We start from the raw sequence: 18,163 nt of genomic DNA, 5'->3' as shown, positions 1-18,163 counted from the left end.
AACGCTGAGTTAATTAACGCGCTTACGCTATACCCGCATAAACATGTTGGACGTCGTCATCGCCATCGATTGCATCCAAGAAGGCTTCTACTTCGGCTAAGGCGGCTTCGTCAGTTAACGAAACAGGGTTATTCGCGCGATACACTAAACGGGCAGTATTAACGCTAAAACCAAACTCAGGTAGCGCTTTGCTGACTAAGTCTAAATCGGCAAGTTCGGTTAAAAACACCATATCGCCGTCATCACCTTCTTCAAAGTCTTGGGCACCGGCTTCAATGGCTGCAAGTTCAGCATCAGCATCTGGACTAGTTGGCGTAGCTTCAATTTGACCTAAGTGTTTAAAGTCCCATGATACTGCACCCGATGTGGCTAATTGGCCTTTGCGAAATAATATACGCATGCTCATCGCGCTACGATTTTTATTGTCGGTTAAACACTCAACAATAACCGGCACCTGATGAGGCGCAAAGCCTTCATAGACTACAGTTTCATAGTTAGCAGGGCCATCCAGTAAACCGGCACCTTTTTTAATCGCCCGCTCTAAGGTCTCTTTTGGCATCGAGGCTTTTTTGGCGGTTTCTATGGCAGAGCGCAATTTTGCATTCATGTCGGGGTCGGCACCGTTTCGTGCAGCAACGGCGATTTCTTTTGCCAGTTTAGTAAAAATACGGCCTTTAGCATTAGCAGCATCTTGCTTATGTTTGGCTTTCCACTGTGCACCCATAATTGCGTCCTGTTTTATATCGTTAACGTTAGTAGGGCGCTAGTCTAGCGAAAAGCAGGCTTTTAACGCAATAAAAATCCTAATTCTTTAGTAAAACTTAGTATTGCAGCTTATGCATTATTTCGGCTAAATCGGGTTGCCAAAAGTAGACTTTTGGTACTCGGTTGTTTAGCACCAGCACGCCTTCTGCCATTAACAGCTGCTGTTGGTTCAGGGCATTTGGGCTGCCAGCTTTAAACGCTAGCTGCCTATCGCTGCGTATCACGCGCTGCCAAGGTAGGTTCATTGTAGAAGGCGCAAGACCAAGCGCTTTACCTACTAGCCGAGCACGACCAGGCAAGCCAGCTAAATCAGCAATTTGACCATAGCTGGCGACTTTGCCTACGGGGATGTGCAGTACCGTTTGCCAAATGCGTTGGTATTTTTGCGCAGCAGTTATACTGCCTGTCGTTGTGCTTGGCATAGCGCTTAACTTAGTTGTTAACATATTAGTCGGTAGCATGGCTGAAGGTTTACATCCGTCTTGGCACTACGGTTTTACCAACGGGCGCTAAGGTTAACATGGCTAATTTAATATGCTGAATGCCAAAAGGAATACCAATAATAGTGACAAAACAAGCAATTGCTGAGCCGATATGACCAATAGCTAACCAAATACCAAAGACTAAAAACCAAATAATATTAGCAATAGTGCCTAGAGTGCCGGTACCAATATCATGGCGTTGGTTGATATAGCGCCGACTAATCGCTTCTTGACCAAAGGGCCAAAATGCCATTTCACCAATAACAAAGCAGGAGCGACCATACGGAATACCAATAATACTAATAAAACACAAAATACCCACTAGCCACCACATTAGGCCCATAAAAAAGCCACCTAAAACTAACCAAAGGATATTAAAAAGTAATCTAAATAAGCCCATACTGTCACTCCACGCTGTACTGTTTTATCACTAATGCTTTAGCAATAGTGTTTAGTTGTTTTGCTTAGTTATGAGCAAAGCACAAATCAAGCCACAATGTTTTCTTTTTAAATCAATGAATTATATAAGTTGCAATCAAGAGGTGTGGTTATTAGACTTATTATTAGTAAAAATGACCACAATAGCTAATGATTAAGCAACTCAAATACGACTTGGAGAATAAGTGGATGCAGCAACAAATTAAAGCTGTCGCTTTTGATCTAGATGGCACCTTAGTGGACTCGGCATTAAATTTTGCCGCGATCTGCCAAGAAATAGGCTGGCCAGCAGGTACACCATTATTAGAGCAGTTAGCCATAACAACAGACGCCACCAGTTACCAGCGGGCTTTTGATATTATATATCAACATGAAATGGCCGGGGCTGCTTTGGCAACTTGGATGCCAGGAGCTGAGCAGTGTTTACAGGCGCTGGCAGAACAGGGCATACCCATTGCATTATTAACCCGTAATATGCGCCAAGCGACAGATTTGACCATGCAGCGATTAAATATGCAGATAGAGTTGGTGGTAACACGTGATGAGTTTGCCGCTAAACCTGATCCTGCCGGTTTATTACATATTGCCCAGCAGATGCAAATAGCACCAGAGCATATTTTGTACGTAGGTGATTATGTTTATGACCTACAAGCGGCAAAAAATGCTGGTATGCCATCATGTTTATACTTAAACGACAATAACCAGCATTTTAGTGAGCAGGCCACTTGGACTATCGCCCATTTTGACCAGCTCACAGCTAATTTAACTCGGCGCTAAGCTAATTAAAGCTTATCAAAACTCATCATAAATAAATACCAGGCAAAAATTAGTAGCCTTTACTGTCAGCAAGTTGTTTCGCGCGATCTGGCCGAAGTGAGTCAGCGCTATATTGCCAGCCATGAATATTGTCAGTAATTAACTGATACAAGGCGTTAATGTGCTCTGGCTCGTCATTTAACGCACTGATATATTCGTACCGTTCACCACCAGCCTGTAGAAAATAGTGTTTATTTTCTTCACCAATTTCCTCTATGGTTTCTAAACAATCAGCAGAAAAGCCCGGACAAAATATTTGCACCGCTTTAACGCCTGTTGCCGGTAAGCTTTTTAGGGTTTCATCGGTATAAGGTTTTAACCATTCTTCACGGCCAAAGCGGGATTGAAACGTCGTCAGGTATTGATCACTAGTTAAACCTAACTGCTCGGCAATTAAGCGTGAAGTTTTATAACACTGACAATGATAAGGATCGCCATTGGTTAAGTAGCGTTTTGGAATACCATGATAAGAAAATATTAATTTGTCTGCTTTGCCCTGTTGTTGCCAATGCCGTTGAATACGAGCGACCGCTGCGGCAATAAAAGGAGCGTAATCAGCATAATGCGACACAAAGCGAAAGTCAGGTAACCAACGCCGTTTAACAAAATTTTCAGCTATGGCATCAAAAGTAGAGGCGGAGGTAGAAGCGGAATATTGTGGATATAATGGCAATACTACTAATTTACGTACACCTTGCTTAAACATTTTATCCAGAACAGATTCCATGCTCGGATTACCATAGCGCATGGCAAAATCTACCACCACATCATTACGGCCAGCATGGGCAAATTTAGCGGCAATAGCGTTAGCTTGAGCTTGAGTATGAAACAATAAAGGTGAGCCTTGGTCAGTAAATACCGTGGCATAAGCTTTAGCAGAGCGTTTTGGTCGAAATTGTAAAATGACACAGTTAAGCACAAACCACCAAATTAACCGTGGCACTTCAACCACCCGTGGATCAGATAAAAATTGCTTTAAATAGCGTTTTAAGGCCGGTTTTGTTGGTGCATCTGGAGTGCCTAAGTTGGTAATAAGTACACCCACTTTATCCGGCTGCTGATGGTCAAACTTAGTAGTATTAATATAACGCATAATATTGATTCATAGTATTGATTAGACTCTTATTAAAGTAAACTCAGCGGGTGTAAACGGCAGATTATAACGTTGGTTAAACAGGCCAATAAGTTTACTGACAACAACATATACCGTGATATTAACAGTTTAAACGAGTGATAAGAATGTTATAGCGCAAGTCTATGCAAGGTAACAGTGATTTTATAGTGATGAAATGATGCGTTTTTTGCTGACAAAGTCATTAACCTAGCTTTGCCAGCAAAATAGTATTTTGCTGCTTTTAGCTATTAGTGGTTATGACCACCTTCACCGTGAGCATGGCCATGCGCTAATTCTTCCGTTGTTGCAGCACGCACTGACGTAATGTTAATCAAGAAATGTAAGCTTTTACCGGCTAAAGGGTGGTTAGTATCAACATCGGCTTTAAACATACCCATTTTAACAATAACCACTTGGCGCTGACCTTGCTCGGTTTGCACCACAGCCGTCATGCCTTCTTTCCACTTTTTCGCACCCATTAAGTGTTTTACTTGCACGCTTTGAATAGCGTTTTCGTCACGCTCGCCATAAGCTTGCTCTGGGCTTAAGCTAACCTCCAGCTCATCGCCAGCTTGCTTACCTTCCAATGCTTGCTCTAATCCGGCCAACATTTGCTGATGACCATGTAAATATAATAATGGACCGTCACTGTTGGTGTTTTTGTTAGAGTTCTCTAATTCAACTTTATCACCTGAGGTAATATCAGATAATACATAGTTGAATTGAACGACGCTGTCTTTGCTAATTTGCATAATGGGCTCTACCAGAAATAAAAACGCTATTATCCCGCGCTTAAGGTTAAAGGTCGATAGCTTTTTTTAATGCGACCTAAACGGGGCTAAATTGGCCTGAGCTAGCTTAGGTCGCATCCAGTGGTAACAAGCGCTTAGGTTGCTGCTTTCATACTGCTGACAAACTGTTGCAGCGATAACAGCAATTCAGCCGGATGGTGCTGATGTTGCTCTATCAGTTTAACAATGGCTGAGCCAGAAATAGCCCCGGCCGCACCGTTATCTAATGCTGCCCGAACATGGGCCGGTGTGGAAATACCAAAGCCCAATAATGGCGGTGCTGGGTTATAACTGCGAATACGATCAATTAATTCACCAGTAGGCATAGCGGCAGCAGTTTCGGTACCGGTTACACCGGCTCGACTTAATAGATAAGTATAACCACGACCATACGAAGCTACTTGGCGTAAGTCTTCGTCATCAATATTAGACGGCACAATATAAATAGGCGCAATGTTGTGCTTTGTCGCCGCTTGGCGAAAACGCTTACTTTCATGCAAAGGTACATCAGCAATTAATACTGAATCGACGCCAGCGGCGGCGGCTTGGCTATAAAAGTTATCAATACCCCGAGCCATGACTAAGTTAGAGTACAGTAATAAACCTATAGGAATAGTGGCGTTATATTCTCTTACTTTAGCAATAATATCAAAACAGATAGCTGGAGTAACACCTGCAGCTAAGGCGCGGATGTTAGCACTTTGAATGGTCGGGCCATCGGCTATCGGATCTGAAAACGGTATGCCCAGCTCTAGCGCATCAGCACCGGCGTCAATTAAGGTTTTAATAATTTCAAAGGATAATTCAGGTCCAGGATCACCAATAGTAATAAAGGGCACAAACGCGCCTTGTTTCTGTTTGGCTAGTTGCTCAAACATGTGCTGATAACGCTTCATGGCTGCTCTCCTGGGTGCAAAATGCTGTGAACATGGGTTAAGTCTTTATCGCCACGGCCAGATAAATTAACCAGTAATACTGCTGGCTCTGTTGCAGCTGCCGCCATTTTTAATGCTTGAGCTAACGCATGCGAGCTTTCTAATGCCGGAATAATACCTTCGGTTTTAGCCAGCAGTTGAAACGCATCTAATGCTTCATCATCATTGATAGCAATATAACTGGCACGACCGGTTTGTTTTAAATAGGTATGCTGCGGGCCGACTGCAGGGTAATCTAAGCCAGCAGAGATAGAGTAAGACTCTTCAATTTGGCCATCATTTGTTTGCATAATGGCAGTATAAGCGCCGTGTAAAATGCCATAGCTACCTGTGCTAAGCGCGGCACCGTGCTGATGGGTATCAATACCTTTACCACCGGGCTCGACACCGATTAAGGCCACATTGGGCTCGGCAATAAAGTCGTTAAAAATACCAATGGCATTAGAGCCACCGCCAACACAGGCAATCACGGCATCGGGTAATTTACCTTCAGCTTTTAATATTTGTTGTTTAGCTTCTTCACCAATCATTTTTTGGTATTCACGCACGATAGTCGGAAAAGGATGCGGACCCGCTGCGGTGCCTAATAAATAATGGGCGGTATCATAATTGGCCGACCAATCACGCATTGCTTCATTTACGGCATCTTTTAAGGTGCCAGAGCCGCTAGTGACAGGAATAACGGTCGCGCCCATGAGTTTCATCCGAAACACATTTGGCTGCTGGCGCTCAATATCTTTCGCCCCCATATAAATACGGCAGCTTAAGCCAAGTAACGCACACGCCAACGCAGTCGCTACGCCATGCTGGCCAGCACCGGTTTCGGCGATAACTTGTTTTTTACCCATGCGCTTAGTTAATAACGCTTGGCCAAGCACTTGGTTGGTTTTATGCGCACCACCATGCAATAAATCTTCACGCTTTAAATAGATTTTTACTAATGGATTAGGTGAAATATTCCGACATAAAGTGAGCGGCGTTGGTCGGCCAGCATAATGAGTTAATAGCTGCTGAAATTCGGCCTGAAATTCTGGGTCTTGCTGGGCATCAACAAAGGCTTGTTCGAGCTGCTTTAATGCTGGCACTAATAATTGCGGTACAAACATACCGCCGTATTCACCAAAATACGGATTTAGTTTTAACTCACTCATAATTAAACTCTCTGATCTGTAAAAAGGTTGACTGAATTTTTGCTGGATCTTTAATGCCAGGGGCAGATTCTAAACCGGAATTAAAGTCTAAGCCTGCTACCGCAAGTTTTAGAGCACAGCTGACATTGTCGGTATTTAAGCCACCGGCTAACATCACTGGGGTGTCAGGCAGTTGCTGTTGTAATATATTCCAATCAAAACGCACGCCGCTGCCGCCTTGTTGGCTGGGATGAAAGCTGTCTAACAGTACTCTATCGACCAAGCTATTGGCTGAATCATCAACCAAGGCGCTAAACTGCGGTAAACTATCTTTGATGCGATAGGCTTGCCAAATTTCGCAATTAGCCGGTAACAAAGGTCGCAGCTGCTGGATATAGGCGTCGGTTTCATCACCATGTAATTGTACTGCGCTTAATGCGAGTTGCTGAGCTGTTGTCACTACTTCTGTTATGTCAGCATTAACAAAGACACCGACATAACATAAAGGCGCGGCTTGCTGAATTTGTATAGCCTGCGTAAGGGTAACAGCCCTTGGCGATTTTGGATAAAATATTAGGCCACCGTATTTAGCCCCAGCTGCATAGGCAGCATCTGCTGCTTCGGCTTGGGTTAAACCACAAATTTTATGCTCACCTAATACTAGCGAGCGCGTGGCTAAGTCTAAGTTATGTTCAGCCATTAACGAACTGCCGACTAAAAAGGCATCTGCTACTTGGCTTAAATGGCGTACTTGCTGATTAGTATGAATACCCGATTCTGATACTATGGTAATGCCATTTGGGATCAGTTTGGCTAACTTAAAGCTAGTATTTAAATCAGTATGCAGGCTGCGTAAATCACGGTTGTTAATACCAATTAAATTGGCATCTAATGCCACTGCGCGTAAGGTTTCTGCGCTATTACTCACTTCAGTTAGCACCGTCATATTTAATGACTTTGCCACCGCAGCCAACTCGCGATATTCAGCATCATCCAGCACCGATAGCATTAACAATACTGCATCAGCCCCGCACGAGCGGCCTAAATAAATTTGGTAGCTGTCGATAATAAAGTCTTTATGCAATAACGGCTTTTCAACTAAACCGCGCATAGTGTTTAAGTATTCATACTTACCCTGAAAGAATTTTTCATCGGTTAATACCGATATACAATCAGCATACTGATCATAGGCGTCTGCCAGTTGCTTAAGGTTAAACTCAGCACGAATTAAGCCTTTAGAAGGCGATGCTTTTTTACACTCTAAAATAAAACGTGGCCCAGGTTGTTGCAGGGCAGCTAAAAAGTCATATTGGCTGGCTGGTAGCTGCTGTTTAAACTGTTCACTAATGGGCTGCTGCTGCTTTAAAGCGGCCACTTCTAGTTTTTTATGGGCAACAATTTTGGCTAATACGTTAGGCATAGCCTCACTACTCATGGTCATGACTTAACTCCTTAAACTGTTGCAGCGTGCTATAGGCTTGTTTGCTTAGCAGTAACTGTAAAACGCTTTGGGTATTGGCTGCTAAATCATCACCTAAGCCGGTTATCTTCATCATAGCTGCAACATTAACGGCTACAGCAGCGTTGTGGGCTGGCGCACCTTGGCCTTGTAAAATAGCTAACGTTGCGGCGGCATTCTCAGCAGGCTCGCCTCCAGCAAGGGCACTTAATGGTGTTGTTGTTAAACCGAAGTCGGCTGCAGTTAACGTAAATTCGCTAATATGACCTTGGTTTAATTCGCATACGGTGGTGTCACCATGCAAGGCTATTTCATCACAGCCACTACCATTTACAACCCAAGCCCGCTTGACGCCAAGTTGCTGTAAGGCTTCGGCCATAACCCGACATAGCTTGGCATCGTATACGCCAAGTAGTTGAAAGTCAGGGCAAGCAGGGTTGACTAACGGGCCGAGCAAATTAAAAATTGTCCGGCTTTTTAAGCTATTGCGCACCGTCATCGCATGTTTAATGCCAGCATGATATTGCGGTGCAAATAAAAAGCTGCAGTTGCTGTGTTGTAAACTATTAAATGCTTGTTGTGGTGTCATGGCAATATTAATGCCCAACTGCTCGAGTAAATCGGCGGAGCCAGAGCGCGATGACACACTACGATTACCATGCTTAACCACAGTCATGCCCATAGCCGCCGCCACGATAGCCGCTGTGGTTGAAATGTTAATGCTATTACTACCATCGCCACCGGTGCCACAGCAGTCAATACTACCACTGATTGCCTGGGGTAACTTAATGGCTGCTTGGCGCATGGCGCTGGCAGCACCGGCAATTTCAGCGGCGGTTTCACCGCGTAATTTAAGTGCGACAAGCAAAGCGGTTAAATGGATTTGATCTACTTCACCGTTAACTACTGCAGTAAAAAATTGTTCGGCTTGAGCAAAGCTTAGTGGCTGACCGGTTAGGCTATGCTGGACGATTGCTAATAAAGAACTGCTCATGCTTTACTCCGTAATAAGTAAGCAATACTTTGCTTTAATAGCGGCTTGCCTAAAGTAGTTAAAATAGATTCAGGGTGAAATTGAAAACCTAACATGCGTTGTGGTTCGTTAATCACCGCCATTGGAATATGCCGATCAGTCGCTAACAGATCGAGTGCATTAGGTAATTCGGTGGCCATTAATGAATGATAGCGAGCCACAGTAAAAGGGTTAAGTAAGTCGGCAAAAACGGCATGCTCGGTGAGTTTAATCGCGGCAGTTTTACCATGTATGGTTTCGCCTGCACAGCCGACAACACCACCATAATGCTCCACAATAGCTTGATGGCCCAAACAGATGCCCAGTATTGGCACATTGCCAGCACACAGTTTTATAAGTTCAGGCATGCTGCCTGCATTCGCGGGACTGCCCGGGCCGGGTGATAATACCAGTAACACTTCTGCCGTTTCAGCTTGCATCTTTTGGTAAATATAAGCGGCAGGCACGGTATTGCGGTACAGTTTAATTTCAAAACCCAGCTGAGCAAATTCATCAACTAAGTTGTAACTAAAAGAGTCGATATTGTCGAGTAAGTAAATAATGCTCATATTTTATTCCTCAACAGTAGCTTGGTTAGTACGATTCTGAGCAGAAGCATTCGCGCTAAGAATGGCGCTAATGACCGCTTGGGCTTTGCTGCGGGTTTCGTTGGCTTCATCTTGAGCCACAGAGTCAAACACTACGCCCGCACCGGCTTGAATATAAGCGGTGTTATTAGCGACATAAGCCGAGCGGATGACAATGCAACTATCAAAGTCGCCATTGCCAGCTAAATACCCAACCGCACCGCCATAACTTCCTCGGCGCTTGCCTTCAACTCCGCGAATTAATTCGGCGGCTTTGACTTTAGGGGCGCCGACTAAAGTACCCATATTCATGCAAGCTTGATAAGCATGTAAGGCATCTAATTCTGGCTTTAACGTACCAATAACGCGGGACACTAAGTGCATAACATAAGAATAGCGATCCACTTTTAATAGCTCTTTAACATAGCGACTGCCTGGCACACTGATCCGAGCGACATCATTACGCGCTAAATCAACCAGCATTAAGTGCTCGGCCTTTTCTTTTTCATCTTGGCGCAACTCTAGTTCAATCCGGCTATCTAAATCATTATCAATGCTGCCATCTGCGGCAAAACCACGGCGGCGGGTACCGGCAATAGGATAAATTTCGACTTGACGGTTGTTAGCGGCAAATTTAAGTGCGGATTCTGGTGAGGCGCCAAATAGGGTAAAAGCGGCATCTTGCAGATAAAACATGTAAGGACTAGGGTTTTGTTGCTTTAATTTAGCGTAAGCAGCAAAAGGGTTAGGGCAGGCTAAAGTAAAGCAGCGAGAAGGCACCACTTGAAAAATATCACCGGCGACAATGCGGTGCTTTAATTGCTCGACTTGAGCTTTAAAGTCATCATCAGAAATATCGACACTGACGGTACTATCAATAGTGTTCTCACTAGCGCTTCTATCAGCTGCGATACTCGTTTGTACAGGAATTGGTTCAGCCAGTAATTGTTTTAATTGTTCTAAGCGGTTGCCAATAACAAAACAATTTGCTGGCGCTTGCTCACCACAAAACACATTACCAATCAGTCGGCTTTGCTCAGTTTTATGATCTAAAACTAATAACGTTTCGGCTAAATAAAACACATAGTCTGGACATTGGTTTTCCGCGATGGCGACATCAGGTAACTGCTCAACCGTCGCCACCATGTCATAACTAATAGCCCCGCCTAAAAACACCGCAAAGGGTTCATCAGAATGACACCGCAGTTGTTGTTGAATTACTCGCAAGGCACTAAAAGGGTTGGGTTGTAATAAACGTAAGTTTTCTTCAAGTAGCGGGTCGGGCTGGCTAAAGGTGAGGTGGAGTATTTCTGGGCGTAAACTTACTTCTGCTTGAGATTGTAATTTGTCGGCTAAATACGGTAATAAGCTTTGGCCATTGGCACTGACTGCGCTTATTGTCACCTGCATGCCATTACACTCAATACGTAAGGCTGCGTCCAACAGCATTATACTTTTAACACTGTTTTTGCTATCAATTTCGGCGGACTCAAGCAGCATAGAATAAGCACTATTGGCACTGAGTTGCTGATAGCGACTTAATACATCGTTAGGGTAGGCAACGGGCAGCGTCATGCTGGCAATTTCGCCGCTAACTTGGGTAATATGACTAAAAATCATCAGTTATTTTGTCCTTTATTATCAACAGCTTTTATAGTTTATTGCCGTTATTTGCTGCCGCGGACACATAAAAAAAGCCCGCTTCTTGCGAAAACGGGCTTTAGGTAATTACAGCTAATACAACACCTACACACGCCCGTTGGGAATGTGCCACCACCAATTAATTAGGTTGAAAGTTGTTATAAATAGCATTAGGTAATTACGTCAGTATTGGTTAAGTTGCCAACATCAAACCGCAAAACTAGCTATCACGTCAAGGGGTGGGCGATAAAAAAGTTAAAAATAAGCCATCAAACCTACTTTTATATTGTTTATATACAGAAAACGCTTATTTGGATAATAAACTAGCGGCTAATTTTGCGCTTTTGCCCAGCTGTGCGACAATAGCAGCATAATTTGAGGTGCAAATGAAAATTGATTTACACAGCCATACCCATTGTTCTGACGGGTTGCTTTCCCCTACTGAATTAGTATTACGCGCAGTAGAGAAAGGCGTTAACGCCTTGGCAATAACTGATCACGACACGGTGGCTGGACTTGCTGAAGCTAAGCAAAGTATTACTGAGCAACAATTACCGTTGCAGTTAATCAATGGCGTTGAGATATCAACTAGTTGGCAAACATTTGAAATCCACATTGTTGGTTTAAATATTGATCCGACTAATGCGCAATTTTTACAGAACTTAGCCACGCAACAGCAGCGCCGCTTAGAACGCGCCGAAGAAATGTCGCATCGCTTAGCCAAACATAATATCCCCGATGTATTGCCGGCTGTGTTAGCGCTAGCGAACGGTGCGGCATTAACCCGCACCCATTTTGCGCGGCATTTAGTAAATATTGGCCAAGCTAATAGCATGAATAATGTATTTAAAAAATTTTTAGGCCGAGGCAAGATAGGTTATGTAGCAAATAGTTGGGTAGATATGGCTGAGGCGGTGCAGTGGATCCAAGCTGCAGGCGGCGAAGCTGTGCTGGCGCATCCATTAAAATATAAGTTAAATACCAAGTGGTTAAAACGTTTATTGGCTGATTTTGCAGCCGCTAATGGCGATGCGGTAGAAATTATTTCACCGCAACAAACGCCTCAACAACGCCGTGATTTATGGGCGTTATGCCAAGAATATCAATTTACCGCATCAGTAGGCTCAGATTTTCATCAACCAACAACTTGGAATGAGCTGGGAAAAAATCTATATTTAACTGATGACGTTAAACCTGTTTGGCATCACTGGCCTTTAGCACAAGTTGCAGGTAATGCTTTTTAAATGAAGCTTAATCAAGAACCATGTAATTTAAATCAAAAATACAGTAGAAGCAGAGAAATTATGAGCCAATTTTTTCATATTCATCCAGACAATCCACAGCAGCGGTTGTTAAAGCAAGCTGCGCAAATTATTTTGCAGGGCGGCGTGGTGATTTACCCAACAGACAGTGGCTATGCTTTAGGCTGTGCTGTAGGCAATAAAAACGCTATGGAGCGCATACAGCAAATTAGACAAGTGAGTGCGGATCATGACTTTACCTTAGCCTGTCGCGATTTATCTGAGTTGTCGGTTTATGCAAAAGTAGGAAACAGCGCTTTTCGCTTAATTAAAAACAATACCCCAGGTGCTTATACCTTTATTTTACGGGGTACTAAAGAAGTACCTAAGCGATTGTTAAACGATAAGAAAAAAACTATTGGTATTCGTATTCCAGAGCATAAAGTCGCATTAGCATTATTAGAAGAATTAGCCGAGCCAATGTTATCGACCAGCTTAATTTTACCCGGAAAGCGTTTTGCAGAAAGTGATCCTGATGAAATGCGTGCTCAGTTAGAAAAACAAGTCGATTTGATTATGCATGGTGGCGTTATTGGTGAAGCGCCAACCACAGTAGTAGATTTATCTGAAGATAAACCGATTATTGTCCGTGAAGGCCGTGGCGACATATCGCCGTTTAATTAATTGTCGCTAAGCATTCAGTGAGCCAAAACTTGGCAGATCAGCATGTTGTAATTAGTAACAGTTTAGAAGCCTTAACTGTGCAACAGCCTTTGCCGCTTGCTTTTGTGCGTGGCGAAGCGGTAATGCAACATCCAGAAGATTTATATATTCCGCCAGGTGCGTTAGAGATTTTATTGGACGCATTTGAAGGGCCACTCGATTTTCTGCTGTATATTATTCGCAAACATAAGTTTGATATTGTTGACTTACCCGTTAACGAAATCACCTTGCAGTACATGGAATATATTGACCTAATGCAAGGCTTGAATTTTGAATTAGCGGCAGAATATTTAGTGATGGCGGCAATGTTAGCGGAAATTAAATCTCGTTTATTATTACCGCGCCATACTGATATTGAAGCTGAAGAGGCCGACCCACGGGCAGAACTGATTCGCCGGCTACAAGAGTATGAAATTTATAAACAAGCTGCGACAGGTATCGATGATTTACCGCGTGAAGAGCGCGATATGTTTAACGCTAATGCTAGCTTGGATGACGACTTTGCACCGTTAGTGGTATTGCCGGATGTTGCTCTGGCTGATCTCGCTTTTGCCTTAAAAGATATTGTTAAACGCAGTAAAGATTTTCAAAATCACCATATTAAACGCGAGAGTTTATCTACCCGTGAACGGATGAGCCAAATATTGGCTTTATTAGCTAAGCATAACGGTTACATAGCCTTTGCCGCCTGTTTTGAGCCCAGTGAAGGCCGTACGGGTGTTGTAGTGAGCTTTCTGGCGATATTAGAGTTAAGTAAAGAAAAACTAATCGACATAACGCAAGTTGAAGCTTATGCGCAAATACATGTCAAACTAACAATAAGTGAGGCATAATGGCGACGAAAATTAATGATGCCCAATTAACTCAGTTAGTGGAAGCAGCAATATTTTCAGCAGATAAACCCTTAAGTGTTGAACAGCTGCAAAGCACAGTATTAGAAGACCTAGCGGTTAGTAAAAAACGCTTAACTGCGGTTTTACAACAACTGGTTGCCGATTATGCTGGCCGCGGTGTTAGTTTAAATCTAACGGCTTCTGGTTATCGCTTTCAAACTAAACCCGAGCTGAGTAGTTATTTAGCCCGGTTATGGCCAGAACGCTCGCCCCGTTATTCACGGGCAGTATTAGAAACCTTAGCGCTTATTGCCTATAGGCAACCCATTACTCGTGGTGAAATTGAAGATATAAGAGGCGTATCGGTGAGTAGCCAGATTATGCGCACCTTAGTTGATCGCGAGTGGGTAAAGTTGGTAGGGCATAAAGAAGTGCCAGGTCGTCCTGGTTTATATGCAACAACAAACCTATTTTTAGATTATTTTGGCTTAAAAAGCTTAAGCCAGTTACCTGCATTGCCTGAGTTTCAAGCAATGAGTATTGATTTAGCAGACACTGTCGGGATGACAGAGGAGATACACTAATGAGTGATAAAACCCCAAGCAAAAAAATTGTCAGTGAAAAACCAGCAAAAGTTAGCGGTGAAAAGTTACAAAAAGTTTTAGCCCGTGCCGGTGTCGGCTCGCGTCGCGAAATGGAATTATGGATAAGTAATGGCCGAGTAACGGTTGATACTAAACCTGCCGTTTTGGGTGATAGAGTAAGCGAAACTCAACAAATTCGGGTTGATGGTCATCTGGTACAAATTACCACTAAGGCCGATCAGGTTTGTCGGGTTATTGCTTATCATAAGCCAGAAGGTGAAATTTGCTCGCGTACCGATCCAGAAGGACGGCCGACTGTTTTCAATCGTTTACCGACAATTAAAGGCTCGCGCTGGATTGCTATTGGTCGCTTAGATATTAACACCTCAGGCTTACTATTATTTACCACCGATGGTGAGCTAGCAAACCGTTTAATGCACCCACGTTTTGAAGTTGAGCGTGAGTATGCAGTACGGGTATTTGGTGAAGTTAACGATGCCATGATCCAGCGTTTACGTTTAGGCGTTGAGTTAGAAGACGGTAAAGCTAACTTTAAGAAAATTAAAGCGCTACCGGGTGAAGGTTTAAACCGTTGGTTTCATGTTGTGCTTACCGAAGGCCGTAACCGTGAAGTACGCCGGATGTGGGAATCGCAAGGCACGGTAGTAAACCGGTTAATACGGGTACGTTATGGTGATTTATTATTACCTAAACATTTACCTGCCGGTGGTTATGCTGAATACCCATTAGAAGATGTTAACTATTTGCGCAAACTGGTTAGTATGCCAGAAGAGTTGCAAACCTTGGTTAAACCTGAAGATCGTAATGAGCGTCGTCGTCGTATGGCGAGCATGAAGCGTGCGGTGCGTAAGCATCAAATAGCCAGTAAAACTGAAGGTAAGCGTGGTGAAAAACCAGCTGCTGAAAAATCACCAGCGACTAAGCCAGGTTCTAAGCCGGATACTAAACCAGGTTCAAAACCAGGTTCAAAACCAGGTTCTAAGCCAGGCCAAAGACCGACTAAACCGACTAACGGCAAAGCACCTGCAGGCCGTAAGCCGGTAAGAAAGCCTACTGGCAAAAAACCAAGCCGTGAAGGTCGTGGTTAAAACGAGCGTTAGCGCACTTTAGTATTACGTACCATTTTATACAGTAAGTTAGGAGACAGCCTTGAGACAATAGCTCCAAGGCGCTCCTTTATGCCACCAATGACGATATAGTTTTTATCTTTTGTTAGCGCTTTGACCGCTTTTTCAGCAAATTTGTCTGCACTCATCGCATTAGCTTGCGCATTATCCATTTTTCCTAAAGCACTACCATCACCGGTTAAAGCATTACGCGAGACATCGGTATTAACAAAGCCAGGGAAAATAGTCGCCACTTGTAAGCCTTGGTCAAATAATTCGGCGCGTAAACTATTGGCCCACAGGTGCAAAGCCGCCTTGGCCGCGGAATAACTGCCGCGATACTGGGTACCGACTAAGCCAGCGACGCTAGAGACAAACACCACTTTGCCACCGTCATCTGCTAATAATAACGGTAAGGCTTGGCGGGTCAGATTAATTTGAGCAAAATAGTCTACTTCAAATAATTTACGCTCCGTCTCCAGCGTGGTATCCATAATTAATGAGCGCTGACTAATGCCGGCGTTATTAATCAGCCAATCTAAGCGACCTATTTGCTGTTTAATAGTGGCTAAAGCTGCTGCTACAGCTGCAGTATCGGTAATATCCAAAGGTAAGAGTAGATGTTGCTGGGCATTTACTAAGCTATCCCGAACCCGGGTTAACTCAGTTTCTCTACGTGCACTTAAAATTAATATCGCACCAGCAGCCGCGAGCTTATTAGCTAGCGCCTCACCAATGCCGCCAGAAGCGCCAGTGATCCAAATAACTTTGTTATAAACTACTGTGTTATTAATTACTGTGTTTTTAATTGCGGTGTTATGTGCTGCAGAGTGTAAAGACGCCATCTAAGTGTAATCCTGTGCATAAAGCTATGCACAGGACATTAGGCAATATTAATCAGGTTGTAAAGCAACAGTTGCGCTTAAAGGCTTTTATATAAAATTAAAAAACGAGCACTATAAATGGCTTAGCTATAACCATTAGGATTAGAAGACTGCCAGTGCCAACTATCGCGCACCATATCTTCTAAGGTTTTTTCTGCTTGCCAACCAAGTAACTGGGCTGCTTTGTCGGGGTGAGCATAGCAAGTAGCAATGTCACCAGGACGACGGGCTACAATTTGATAAGGCACCGCTACTTTGTTGGTTTGGCTAAACGCATTAACCATATCTAAAACACTATAACCGATACCAGTGCCTAAGTTAATTGCCGTAATCCCGCTATTTTTAGTGAGGTATTGTAAGGCTTTGACATGACCTAAGGCTAAATCGACAACATGAATATAATCGCGCACGCCAGTACCGTCATGCGTGGCATAGTCATTGCCAAAAACACTTAATTGCTCACGCTTACCTACCGCAACTTGGGCAATAAAGGGCATTAAGTTATTGGGTATGCCATTAGGGTTTTCACCAATACGGCCACTGGCGTGGGCACCTACCGGATTAAAATAGCGTAACAGGGTAATGCCCCAATCAGGCTCTGCTGCCACTAAATCTTCCAAAATATGCTCTATCATCAGCTTACTTTGACCATACGGATTAGTCGCTGAACGCGGTGCTGATTCAGGGATGGGCACTTGCTTGGCATCACCGTAAACGGTGGCTGAAGAACTAAATACCAGCTTTTTAACCTGAAACTCGCGCATTACTTGGCATAACGTAACGGTGCCTGCGACATTATTATCATAATAATGCAGCGGCAACTGGGTAGATTCTCCCACGGCTTTTAAGCCAGCAAAATGCACTACAGCGCTAATAGTATGATGAGTAAACACTTGGCGCAGTGCGGCGGCATCACGAATATCACCTTCAATGCTAATAATGCTTTTACCGCTGAGTTGCTCAACGCGGTTAAGGGCTTCATTAGAACTATTACTAAAGTTATCAAAGCTAATGACATTAAAACCAGCATTAACTAATTCTAATGCGGTATGACTACCGATATAACCGGCGCCACCGGTGAGTAAAATATATTCCATGTTTGAAATCCTTAAGGCAGTACTTTTTTAAACGGTTTTACCGTTGAATGAGCATACACACCGGCAGCAAGATACGGATCGGCGTCAGCCCAACTTTGGGCATCTTGCAAACTAGCAAATTCGGCAATCACTAATGAGCCGGTAAAACCTGCAGTACCAGGATCATTGCTATCTATTGCAGGCAGGGGCCCTGCAACGAATAATCTTTGTTCGGCTTTTAATTGCTCTAAACGCGCTAAATGGGTTGGTCTAGTTGCTAAACGCTGCGCTAAACTATTAGCAACATCTTCAGAATAAATCATATATAACATGGTAAAACACCTTTGAGAGCAACTGGAAATGAAGCACGAACTTTAGCAGAAGGCGTACCTTAAACCAATGTCGTTGATCGAATGTCATTAAACGCATCGGAGCAGTGCAGTACTAGGATTTAGCGCATTTGCCTGTTAGCATGCAAAAACTATAAAAAATAAATTATTCTAACAATAAAAAATCAGGGAGTCC

The 18,163-nt window shown here is 43.5% G+C and carries 20 protein-coding genes; 6 read left to right on the top strand and 14 right to left on the bottom strand.

Translation table 11 applies throughout. The annotated features are described in order from the left end of the window. Nucleotides 1–22: 22 nt before the first annotated feature. From BI198_RS13165 to BI198_RS13155, 3 genes are all read right to left on the bottom strand, one after another. A complete protein-coding gene (locus BI198_RS13165) occupies nt 23–724 on the bottom strand; it encodes a YebC/PmpR family DNA-binding transcriptional regulator (protein ID WP_070049972.1) in 702 nt (233 codons plus the stop codon). Between the two features lie 97 nt (nt 725–821). Then, nucleotides 822–1,226 (bottom strand): MGMT family protein, encoded by a 405-nt coding sequence (locus BI198_RS13160; protein WP_235605333.1) that lies wholly within the window; start codon nt 1,224–1,226, stop codon nt 822–824. 10 nt (nt 1,227–1,236) lie between these two features. Next, a complete protein-coding gene (locus BI198_RS13155) occupies nt 1,237–1,647 on the bottom strand; it encodes a YccF domain-containing protein (protein ID WP_070049971.1) in 411 nt (136 codons plus the stop codon). Between the two features lie 227 nt (nt 1,648–1,874). Here BI198_RS13155 and BI198_RS13150 point away from each other — a divergent pair, with 227 nt between their 5' ends. Next, nucleotides 1,875–2,462 (top strand): HAD family hydrolase, encoded by a 588-nt coding sequence (locus BI198_RS13150; RefSeq protein ID WP_070049970.1) that lies wholly within the window; start codon nt 1,875–1,877, stop codon nt 2,460–2,462. Between the two features lie 49 nt (nt 2,463–2,511). Here BI198_RS13150 and hemH read toward each other — a convergent pair whose 3' ends face one another. The 8 genes from hemH to BI198_RS13110 form a co-directional block, all read right to left on the bottom strand. Further along, nucleotides 2,512–3,594 (bottom strand): ferrochelatase, encoded by a 1,083-nt coding sequence (gene hemH, locus BI198_RS13145; protein WP_070049969.1) that lies wholly within the window; start codon nt 3,592–3,594, stop codon nt 2,512–2,514. 269 nt (nt 3,595–3,863) lie between these two features. Beyond that, nucleotides 3,864–4,367: an FKBP-type peptidyl-prolyl cis-trans isomerase gene (locus tag BI198_RS13140; RefSeq protein ID WP_070049968.1), complete on the bottom strand. Its 504-nt coding sequence runs from the start codon at nt 4,365–4,367 to the stop codon at nt 3,864–3,866. A 134-nt stretch (nt 4,368–4,501) separates the two neighbouring features. Continuing rightward, complete coding sequence (trpA, locus tag BI198_RS13135; RefSeq protein WP_070049967.1) at nt 4,502–5,302, bottom strand: tryptophan synthase subunit alpha; 801 nt, start codon at nt 5,300–5,302, stop codon at nt 4,502–4,504. After that, complete coding sequence (gene trpB / locus BI198_RS13130; protein WP_070049966.1) at nt 5,299–6,492, bottom strand: tryptophan synthase subunit beta; 1,194 nt, start codon at nt 6,490–6,492, stop codon at nt 5,299–5,301. The genes trpA and trpB overlap by 4 nt, the downstream gene beginning before the upstream one ends. Further along, the gene (trpCF, locus tag BI198_RS13125; protein WP_235605332.1) at nt 6,485–7,912 is read right to left on the bottom strand and encodes a bifunctional indole-3-glycerol-phosphate synthase TrpC/phosphoribosylanthranilate isomerase TrpF; all 1,428 of its coding nucleotides are present in this window, start codon (nt 7,910–7,912) and stop codon (nt 6,485–6,487) included. Before trpCF ends, trpB begins: the two co-directional genes overlap by 8 nt. Further along, entirely contained in the window at nt 7,899–8,924 is a 1,026-nt protein-coding gene (gene trpD, locus BI198_RS13120) for an anthranilate phosphoribosyltransferase (protein WP_070049965.1), read from the bottom strand. Before trpD ends, trpCF begins: the two co-directional genes overlap by 14 nt. Next, nucleotides 8,921–9,511 (bottom strand): aminodeoxychorismate/anthranilate synthase component II, encoded by a 591-nt coding sequence (locus BI198_RS13115; RefSeq protein ID WP_070049964.1) that lies wholly within the window; start codon nt 9,509–9,511, stop codon nt 8,921–8,923. Before BI198_RS13115 ends, trpD begins: the two co-directional genes overlap by 4 nt. Nucleotides 9,512–9,514: 3 nt before the next feature. Next, complete coding sequence (locus BI198_RS13110) at nt 9,515–11,149, bottom strand: anthranilate synthase component 1 (protein ID WP_070049963.1); 1,635 nt, start codon at nt 11,147–11,149, stop codon at nt 9,515–9,517. Between the two features lie 407 nt (nt 11,150–11,556). On the opposite strand from BI198_RS13110, the gene rnm reads away from it, so the two are divergent. The 5 genes from rnm to rluB all read left to right on the top strand — a co-directional run bounded on the left by rnm (nt 11,557) and on the right by rluB (nt 15,660). Then, on the top strand, nt 11,557–12,414 hold the full coding sequence (gene rnm / locus BI198_RS13105) for an RNase RNM (protein ID WP_070049962.1): 858 nt from the start codon (nt 11,557–11,559) through the stop codon (nt 12,412–12,414). A gap of 60 nt (nt 12,415–12,474) precedes the next feature. Next, nucleotides 12,475–13,095 carry an L-threonylcarbamoyladenylate synthase gene (locus tag BI198_RS13100; protein WP_070050894.1) on the top strand — a complete coding sequence of 207 codons (621 nt, stop codon included), beginning with the start codon at nt 12,475–12,477 and terminating at the stop codon, nt 13,093–13,095. Nucleotides 13,096–13,217: 122 nt separating this feature from the next. Then, nucleotides 13,218–13,967, top strand: a complete 750-nt coding sequence (locus tag BI198_RS13095) for a segregation and condensation protein A (RefSeq protein ID WP_141728928.1) — start codon at nt 13,218–13,220, stop codon at nt 13,965–13,967. Then, on the top strand, nt 13,967–14,551 hold the full coding sequence (gene scpB / locus BI198_RS13090; RefSeq protein ID WP_070049961.1) for an SMC-Scp complex subunit ScpB: 585 nt from the start codon (nt 13,967–13,969) through the stop codon (nt 14,549–14,551). Before BI198_RS13095 ends, scpB begins: the two co-directional genes overlap by 1 nt. Beyond that, on the top strand, nt 14,551–15,660 hold the full coding sequence (rluB, locus tag BI198_RS13085) for a 23S rRNA pseudouridine(2605) synthase RluB (protein WP_070049960.1): 1,110 nt from the start codon (nt 14,551–14,553) through the stop codon (nt 15,658–15,660). The genes scpB and rluB overlap by 1 nt, the downstream gene beginning before the upstream one ends. Before the next feature lie 8 nt (nt 15,661–15,668). Here the strand turns inward: rluB and BI198_RS13080 are convergent, their stop codons facing one another. The 3 genes from BI198_RS13080 to BI198_RS13070 all read right to left on the bottom strand — a co-directional run bounded on the left by BI198_RS13080 (nt 15,669) and on the right by BI198_RS13070 (nt 17,970). Beyond that, complete coding sequence (locus tag BI198_RS13080; RefSeq protein WP_083256619.1) at nt 15,669–16,523, bottom strand: SDR family oxidoreductase; 855 nt, start codon at nt 16,521–16,523, stop codon at nt 15,669–15,671. 122 nt (nt 16,524–16,645) lie between these two features. Further along, nucleotides 16,646–17,659, bottom strand: a complete 1,014-nt coding sequence (galE, locus tag BI198_RS13075) for a UDP-glucose 4-epimerase GalE (RefSeq protein WP_070049959.1) — start codon at nt 17,657–17,659, stop codon at nt 16,646–16,648. An 11-nt stretch (nt 17,660–17,670) separates the two neighbouring features. Continuing rightward, nucleotides 17,671–17,970 (bottom strand): YciI family protein, encoded by a 300-nt coding sequence (locus BI198_RS13070; RefSeq protein ID WP_070049958.1) that lies wholly within the window; start codon nt 17,968–17,970, stop codon nt 17,671–17,673. Between the last annotated feature and the right edge of the window lie 193 nt (nt 17,971–18,163).

This window comes from Rheinheimera salexigens, assembly GCF_001752395.1.
Lineage (GTDB): Bacteria > Pseudomonadota > Gammaproteobacteria > Enterobacterales > Alteromonadaceae > Alishewanella > Alishewanella salexigens.
The sequence above is the reverse complement of the archived record's forward strand: the minus strand, read 5'-3'. Positions and strand labels throughout refer to the sequence as shown.

Bases quoted from the DNA above. Each gene is read 5' to 3' on its own strand.
- trpA (WP_070049967.1), bottom strand. From the start codon at position 5,302: ATGAAGCGTTATCAGCACATGTTTGAGCAACTAGCCAAACAGAAACAA.
- BI198_RS13160 (WP_235605333.1), bottom strand. From the start codon at position 1,226: ATGCTACCGACTAATATGTTAACAACTAAGTTAAGCGCTATGCCAAGC.
- BI198_RS13165 (WP_070049972.1), bottom strand. From the start codon at position 724: ATGGGTGCACAGTGGAAAGCCAAACATAAGCAAGATGCTGCTAATGCT.
- BI198_RS13095 (WP_141728928.1), top strand. From the start codon at position 13,218: ATGCAACATCCAGAAGATTTATATATTCCGCCAGGTGCGTTAGAGATT.
- trpB (WP_070049966.1), bottom strand. From the start codon at position 6,492: ATGAGTGAGTTAAAACTAAATCCGTATTTTGGTGAATACGGCGGTATG.
- BI198_RS13150 (WP_070049970.1), top strand. From the start codon at position 1,875: ATGCAGCAACAAATTAAAGCTGTCGCTTTTGATCTAGATGGCACCTTA.
- trpD (WP_070049965.1), bottom strand. From the start codon at position 8,924: ATGAGCAGTTCTTTATTAGCAATCGTCCAGCATAGCCTAACCGGTCAG.
- BI198_RS13140 (WP_070049968.1), bottom strand. From the start codon at position 4,367: ATGCAAATTAGCAAAGACAGCGTCGTTCAATTCAACTATGTATTATCT.
- trpCF (WP_235605332.1), bottom strand. From the start codon at position 7,912: ATGACCATGAGTAGTGAGGCTATGCCTAACGTATTAGCCAAAATTGTT.
- hemH (WP_070049969.1), bottom strand. From the start codon at position 3,594: ATGCGTTATATTAATACTACTAAGTTTGACCATCAGCAGCCGGATAAA.
- BI198_RS13155 (WP_070049971.1), bottom strand. From the start codon at position 1,647: ATGGGCTTATTTAGATTACTTTTTAATATCCTTTGGTTAGTTTTAGGT.
- galE (WP_070049959.1), bottom strand. From the start codon at position 17,659: ATGGAATATATTTTACTCACCGGTGGCGCCGGTTATATCGGTAGTCAT.
- rluB (WP_070049960.1), top strand. From the start codon at position 14,551: ATGAGTGATAAAACCCCAAGCAAAAAAATTGTCAGTGAAAAACCAGCA.
- rnm (WP_070049962.1), top strand. From the start codon at position 11,557: ATGAAAATTGATTTACACAGCCATACCCATTGTTCTGACGGGTTGCTT.
- BI198_RS13080 (WP_083256619.1), bottom strand. From the start codon at position 16,523: ATGGCGTCTTTACACTCTGCAGCACATAACACCGCAATTAAAAACACA.
- BI198_RS13100 (WP_070050894.1), top strand. From the start codon at position 12,475: ATGAGCCAATTTTTTCATATTCATCCAGACAATCCACAGCAGCGGTTG.
- scpB (WP_070049961.1), top strand. From the start codon at position 13,967: ATGGCGACGAAAATTAATGATGCCCAATTAACTCAGTTAGTGGAAGCA.
- BI198_RS13110 (WP_070049963.1), bottom strand. From the start codon at position 11,149: ATGATTTTTAGTCATATTACCCAAGTTAGCGGCGAAATTGCCAGCATG.
- BI198_RS13115 (WP_070049964.1), bottom strand. From the start codon at position 9,511: ATGAGCATTATTTACTTACTCGACAATATCGACTCTTTTAGTTACAAC.
- BI198_RS13070 (WP_070049958.1), bottom strand. From the start codon at position 17,970: ATGTTATATATGATTTATTCTGAAGATGTTGCTAATAGTTTAGCGCAG.